The sequence below is a fragment of the Rhizobium leguminosarum genome (genome assembly GCF_019798305.1).
Classification (GTDB): Bacteria; Pseudomonadota; Alphaproteobacteria; order Rhizobiales; family Rhizobiaceae; genus Rhizobium; species Rhizobium leguminosarum_U.
In genome coordinates this window covers 525,094-531,093 of sequence record NZ_JAAXDD010000001.1, presented here as the reverse complement: position 1 = coordinate 531,093, position 6,000 = coordinate 525,094, and the positions used below count along the sequence as shown (strand labels likewise).

5 protein-coding genes are annotated in these 6,000 nt (G+C 61.0%); 4 read left to right on the top strand and 1 reads right to left on the bottom strand.

The window, feature by feature from the left end:
- The first annotated feature begins 71 nt into the window (after window positions 1-71).
- Window positions 72-686, top strand: a complete 615-nt coding sequence (locus tag HFO99_RS02450) for an NTP transferase domain-containing protein (protein WP_222359247.1) — start codon at window positions 72-74, stop codon at window positions 684-686.
- Between the two features lie 59 nt (window positions 687-745).
- Here HFO99_RS02450 and HFO99_RS02445 read toward each other — a convergent pair whose 3' ends face one another.
- Entirely contained in the window at window positions 746-1,396 is a 651-nt protein-coding gene (locus HFO99_RS02445) for a GntR family transcriptional regulator (protein ID WP_222332119.1), read from the bottom strand.
- Window positions 1,397-1,558: 162 nt separating this feature from the next.
- On the opposite strand from HFO99_RS02445, the gene HFO99_RS02440 reads away from it, so the two are divergent.
- The 3 genes from HFO99_RS02440 (at window position 1,559) to HFO99_RS02430 (ending at window position 5,937) form a co-directional block, all read left to right on the top strand.
- Window positions 1,559-2,983, top strand: coding sequence for a malonyl-CoA decarboxylase (locus HFO99_RS02440; protein ID WP_222358980.1), 1,425 nt, complete (start codon window positions 1,559-1,561; stop codon window positions 2,981-2,983).
- A complete protein-coding gene (locus HFO99_RS02435; protein ID WP_222358979.1) occupies window positions 2,980-4,494 on the top strand; it encodes a malonate--CoA ligase in 1,515 nt (504 codons plus the stop codon). The genes HFO99_RS02440 and HFO99_RS02435 overlap by 4 nt, the downstream gene beginning before the upstream one ends.
- Before the next feature lie 96 nt (window positions 4,495-4,590).
- The gene (locus HFO99_RS02430) at window positions 4,591-5,937 is read left to right on the top strand and encodes an SLC13 family permease (protein ID WP_222332122.1); all 1,347 of its coding nucleotides are present in this window, start codon (window positions 4,591-4,593) and stop codon (window positions 5,935-5,937) included.
- Window positions 5,938-6,000: the final 63 nt, after the last annotated feature.

Sequence of the window (6,000 nt, the reverse complement as noted above, 5' to 3'; positions counted from 1 at the left end):
CCCGACGCGGGATGCAACGTCGCTCGCCCTGTCGGTTCTGGCTGATGTCGCTGCGGCAAGACTGGTGGCTTATGCCTAAGGCGTCGGTCGCGATCGTCATTCTCGCTGCCGGCAAGGCAAGCCGGATGGGTGAAGGCGGGAAACACAAGCTGCTGGCCGAGTTCGACGGCGTGCCGCTCGTGCGGCGGTCAGCATTGACCGCGCTCGGTGCGGATGCCGCATCTGTCATTGTCGTCACGGGCCATCGCAGGAGCGAGATCGAGGCCGCGCTCGATGGGCTCGATCTGACGTTCGTCGATAATCCCGATTACGCCGGCGGCATGGCGAGCTCGCTCATGGCAGGTGTCTCATCAAAGCACGCGGACGGCGCCGACGGCATTCTCGTCATGCTGGCCGACATGCCCGGCATTTCCACGGCACACCTCAATGCCTTGATTTTCGCCTTTCGCAATGTGGGCGGCGAAGCCATCGTGCGCGCCGTCTCACGCGGCAAGCCCGGCAATCCTGTTATCCTGCCACGTTCTCTCAATAAAGCAGTGCTGAGACTTGAGGGCGACGTCGGCGCGCGCGATATCATTGCGACGTCAGGTCTGCCCGTGCTCGATGTCGATGTCGGCGATGCAGCTTGCCTCGACGTCGATACGCCGGACGATATCGTGGCCGCCGGCGGCGCAATGAAGAACTAACTCGCGGGATGGCAGCGAGATGGTTTTGCATTCGATTTGGAACCACCACACCTGGAGCCTTATCTGGCGGCCATGCTCGCGACCAGATCGCTGAACCTCTCGCCCTGAATGCCGACATGCCCCCGCAGCAGCCGGCGAGCCTCGTCCCCATTTCCGGCAAAGATCGCATCGACGATGGCGCAATGTTCCAAGAAGGACGTCGACAGGCGGTTGCGCACGCGCAATTGGAGGCGGCGATAAGGCCGCAGACGCCGATGCAATTGCAGACATTGCTCCTCAAGGAAATCGCTTCGGCCGGCTGCGTAGATGGCCTTATGGAACTCCTCGTTGTCGTAATAATAGGCGTCGCTGTCACCTGCGGCGGCTGATTGCTCGCAGCGGGCGTGCGTGGCGGTGATCGCTTCTCGGGACGCCTTGTCCAGCCGCCGTGCGGCGAGCGACCCGGCCAGGCCCTCCAACTCAGCCATAACCTCGAACATTTCATAGACGCGGTGCGGCCCCGGATCGATGACGATTGCGCCTCTGCGCGGTCGAATTTCGATGAGGCCGATCGCATCGAGTTGCATCAGCGCCTCGCGCACCGGCGTGCGGGAGACCCCGAAACGCGTCGCAAGCACCGTTTCATCGAGCCGCTCACCGGGCGAGAACTCGTTGGAAAGAATTGAATTTTCAATCTCATCCCGAAGCCATCGGCCGACATTCTCGGACATTTCGTTTCGCTTCCCTCATACATAAATGCTATTCTTGTATACACGATCATTGACCTCGTGTACGAAGAATGGCATTCTACATACTACCGGTGAAACCCGATGATGGGAAGCTGCCGTCAAAAACGGTCACCCAGCCGGCCGGCAGAAGAGAGGAGAAATGGCATGTCTGAGGCTTCCTTCTTCACCGACATGCTGCAGAGCATCACGGATCGCGGACGCCAGCTTTTGTTTTCCGGCGCGCGCGCCACGCAGGTCGTAGCCAAGGTCGATCTCCAGACACTCTGTGAAATGCTGCTGTCGAGCCGGGGCGAAGCCTCGGGCATGGCGCTTGCGGCCGAGATACTCGATCGCTGGGGCGCACTCGACAGCGAAGGCGCGCAGAAATTCCTTCTCATGCTTCATGAAAAGTTCGGGCCCGACACGACCAAGCTCGACCAGGCGATTGAAAATTACCGCGCTGACAAAAGCTCTGCCGCGATCATTGACCTCCATCAGGCAGCCGAGCCGCGGCGACAGGAGCTTCTGCGCCGATTGAACCACGCGCCGAACGGCACCGCCAAACTTGTCCGGATGCGCCAGCAGCTGCTTGCTTCCAAAGATCAATCCGCAGAATATCACGCGCTTGACGCCGACTTCACGCATCTGTTCGGCTCCTGGTTCAATCGCGGCTTTCTGACGCTGCGGCCCATCGACTGGTCGACGCCGGCTTACATCCTTGAAAAGATCATCAAATACGAGGCCGTGCACGAGATTGCCGGCTGGGAGGAGTTGCGCCGTCGTTTGGCACCGGCCGACCGTCGGTGCTTTGCCTTCTTCCACCCCCGACTGGCCGACGAGCCGCTCGTGTTCGTTGAGGTGGCGCTGACACGATCGGTGCCGAGAGCGATCGGCGATGTGCTCGACGAGGGGAGGGAGCAGATCAATGCCGACGAGGCGACGACGGCTGTCTTCTATTCGATCTCCAACTGCCAGGATGGCTTGCGTGGAATCTCGTTCGGCAATTTCCTGATCAAGCAGGTCGTGGAAGACCTGCGCAGAGACCTGCCTGGCCTGAAGAATTTCGTCACGCTGTCGCCCGTTCCAGGCTTTGCCCGTTGGCTTGCCAAGGCGCGCGCCTCAACCGCCGATCGGCTCTTATCCGAAGTGGCCCGCGAAACGCTGATGTTGCTGGACGATCCAAACTGGCCTGACAACGAGAAGATGGCGGCCGAAGTGGAGCGCGCGTTGCTGCCGCTTGCGGCGCGCTATTTCCTCATCGAACGGACGCCGGAGGGCCGCCCCATCGATCCTGTCGCCCGCTTCCATCTCGGCAACGGCGCTCGACTGGAAAGATTGAATTTTCTCGGCGACCGCTCGACCAAGGCGATGCAGCAGGCACACGGCCTGATGGTCAATTATCTCTACAAGCTCGACGACATCGTGGCCAACCACGAGGCCTTAGCGCAGCGCGGCGAAGTGATTGCCTCGCCTGCTGTCAAAAGCTTGCTCAACCAGAACGACGAAAGCCGCCGCAGCGGCAATGGCCAGCAAGGCTCCCGGCCATTCGCACAGATAGTGAACTCGACGCTTGGAGGAGGGCGAAAGTGAGCAACCATCTTTTCGACGCCATGCGGGCCGCCGCGCCCGGTAACGCACCGTTCATCCGGATCGATAACACGCGCACATGGACCTATGACGACGCCTTCGCTCTTTCGGGCCGCATTGCCAGCGCGATGGACACGCTCGGCATTCGCCCCGGCGACCGCGTGGCGGTGCAGGTCGAGAAAAGTGCCGAGGCATTGATCCTCTATCTCGCCTGTCTTCGAAGCGGCGCCGTCTACCTGCCGCTCAACACTGCCTATACGCTGGCTGAACTCGATTACTTTATCGGCGATGCGGAGCCGCGTTTGGTGGTTGTTGCGTCGGCGGCGAGAGAAGGCGTGGAGAAAATCGCCAAGCCTCACGGCGCGATCATCGAAACGCTCGATGCCGACGGCAGCGGCTCGTTGCTGGATCTCGCACGCGATGAGCCGGCCGACTTTGTCGATGCCTCGCGCTCCGCGGATGATCTGGCTGCGATCCTTTACACGTCGGGAACGACTGGACGCTCCAAGGGGGCGATGCTCACGCATGGGAACCTGCTCTCGAACGCCCTGACCTTGCGAGACTATTGGCGCGTCACCACCGATGATCGGCTGATCCATGCCTTGCCGATCTTTCACACGCACGGGCTGTTCGTCGCCACGAACGTCACATTGCTCGCCGGCGCTTCGATGTTCCTGCTGTCGAAGTTCGATCCGGAGGAGATCCTGTCGCTGATGCCTGAGGCAACGATGCTGATGGGGGTGCCGACCTTCTACGTGCGCCTGCTGCAAAGTCCGCGCCTCGACGAGCAAGCGGTCGCCGGCATCCGCCTTTTCATCTCCGGTTCGGCTCCACTGCTTGCCGAAACCCATACCGAGTTCCAGGCCCGCACCGGTCACGCCATTCTCGAGCGCTACGGCATGACGGAAACCAATATGAATACGTCGAACCCCTATGAGGGGAAACGGATTGCCGGAACGGTCGGCTTCCCGCTGCCTGATGTGACGGTGCGCGTCACCGATCCCGCCACCGGGCTCGCGCTGCCGCCTGAAGAAACCGGCATGATCGAGATCAAGGGGCCGAACGTCTTCAAGGGTTACTGGCGCATGCCGGAAAAAACCGCGGCCGAATTCACCGCCGACGGTTTCTTCATCAGTGGCGATCTCGGCAAGATCGACCGGGACGGCTATGTCCACATCGTCGGCCGCGGCAAGGACCTGGTGATTTCGGGTGGATACAACATCTATCCGAAAGAGGTCGAAGGCGAGATCGACCAGATCGAGGGTGTGGTTGAGAGCGCTGTGATCGGCGTGCCGCATCCCGATTTTGGAGAAGGCGTGACCGCTGTCGTCGTACGCAAGCCGGGCGTCGTCCTCGATGAAAAGGCCATCGTCAGCGCGCTCCAGGACCGTCTCGCGCGCTACAAACAACCCAAGCGCATCATCTTTGCCGAGGACTTGCCGCGCAACACCATGGGTAAGGTTCAGAAAAACATCCTGCGGCAGCAATACGCCGATCTGTACGCAAGATCGTAAGGCAACCGCGCCCGCTGGGAGGAGGGTGCGTCGGCGTCTTGCATCAATTTTGGAAACAACAACTACGGCGCTGGAGGCGTCGGAGGGAGGGGAATCATGGGTATTGAATTACTGGCCATAGGCCTGCTGGTCGCCATGTTCATCATTGCGACGATCCAGCCAATCAACATGGGTGCGCTCGCCTTTGCCGGCGCATTTCTTCTCGGCTCGATGATTATCGGGATGAAAACCAGCGATATTTTTGCCGGTTTTCCGAGCGATCTATTCCTGACGCTCGTCGCCGTCACCTACCTCTTCGCCATTGCGCAGATCAACGGCACGATCGACTGGCTCGTCGAATGTGCCGTGCGCCTGGTTCGCGGGCGGATCGGCTTGATTCCCTGGGTGATGTTCCTGGTCGCTGCTGTCATTACCGGTTTCGGTGCTCTTGGGCCTGCTGCGGTGGCCATTCTCGCGCCCGTCGCGTTGAGCTTTGCCGTGCAGTACCGCATTCACCCGGTCATGATGGGTCTGATGGTGATCCACGGCGCGCAGGCGGGCGGTTTTTCGCCGATCAGCATCTATGGCGGAATCACCAACCAGATCGTTGAGAAGGCCGGCCTGCCTTTCGCTCCGACGTCGCTGTTTCTCTCCAGCTTCTTCTTCAACCTGGCGATCGCGGTGCTGGTCTTCTTCGTTTTCGGCGGCGCAAGGGTGATGAAGCAACATCCCGCATCGTTTGGACCCTTGCCCGAACTCCATCCGGAGGGCGTATCGGCGTCGATCAGAGGTCACGGCGGCACGCCGGCAAAACCGATCAGGGAGCACGCCTATGGTACGGCGGCAGATACCGCGACGACCTTGCGCCTGAACAATGAGAGAATTACCACCCTGATCGGCCTGACGGCGCTCGGCATCGGCGCCCTGGTTTTCAAGTTCAACGTTGGCCTCGTCGCCATGACCGTCGCTGTCGTCCTCGCGCTGCTGTCACCGAAGGCGCAGAAGGCTGCGATCGACAAGGTCAGTTGGTCGACCGTGCTGCTGATTGCCGGGATCATCACCTATGTCGGCGTGATGGAAAAGGCCGGTACGGTCGACTACGTGGCGAATGGCATATCCAGTCTCGGCATGCCGCTGCTGGTGGCGCTCCTGCTCTGCTTTACGGGTGCCATCGTCTCGGCCTTTGCATCCTCGACCGCGCTGCTCGGCGCGATCATCCCGCTCGCCGTTCCGTTCCTCCTGCAAGGGCACATCAGCGCCGTCGGCGTGGTCGCCGCGATCGCCATCTCGACGACGATCGTCGACACCAGCCCATTCTCCACCAATGGCGCGCTCGTCGTCGCCAACGCGCCGGATGACAACAGAGAGCAGGTGCTGCGACAGTTGCTGATCTACAGCGCCCTGATCGCGATCATCGGCCCGATCGTTGCCTGGCTGGTGTTCGTCGTGCCCGGGCTGGTCTGACGGCGGGCGGCTGCTCCCAAGTGTACCGAGCCCTGTTCGGCACACTTGGAGACCGTTCATGCC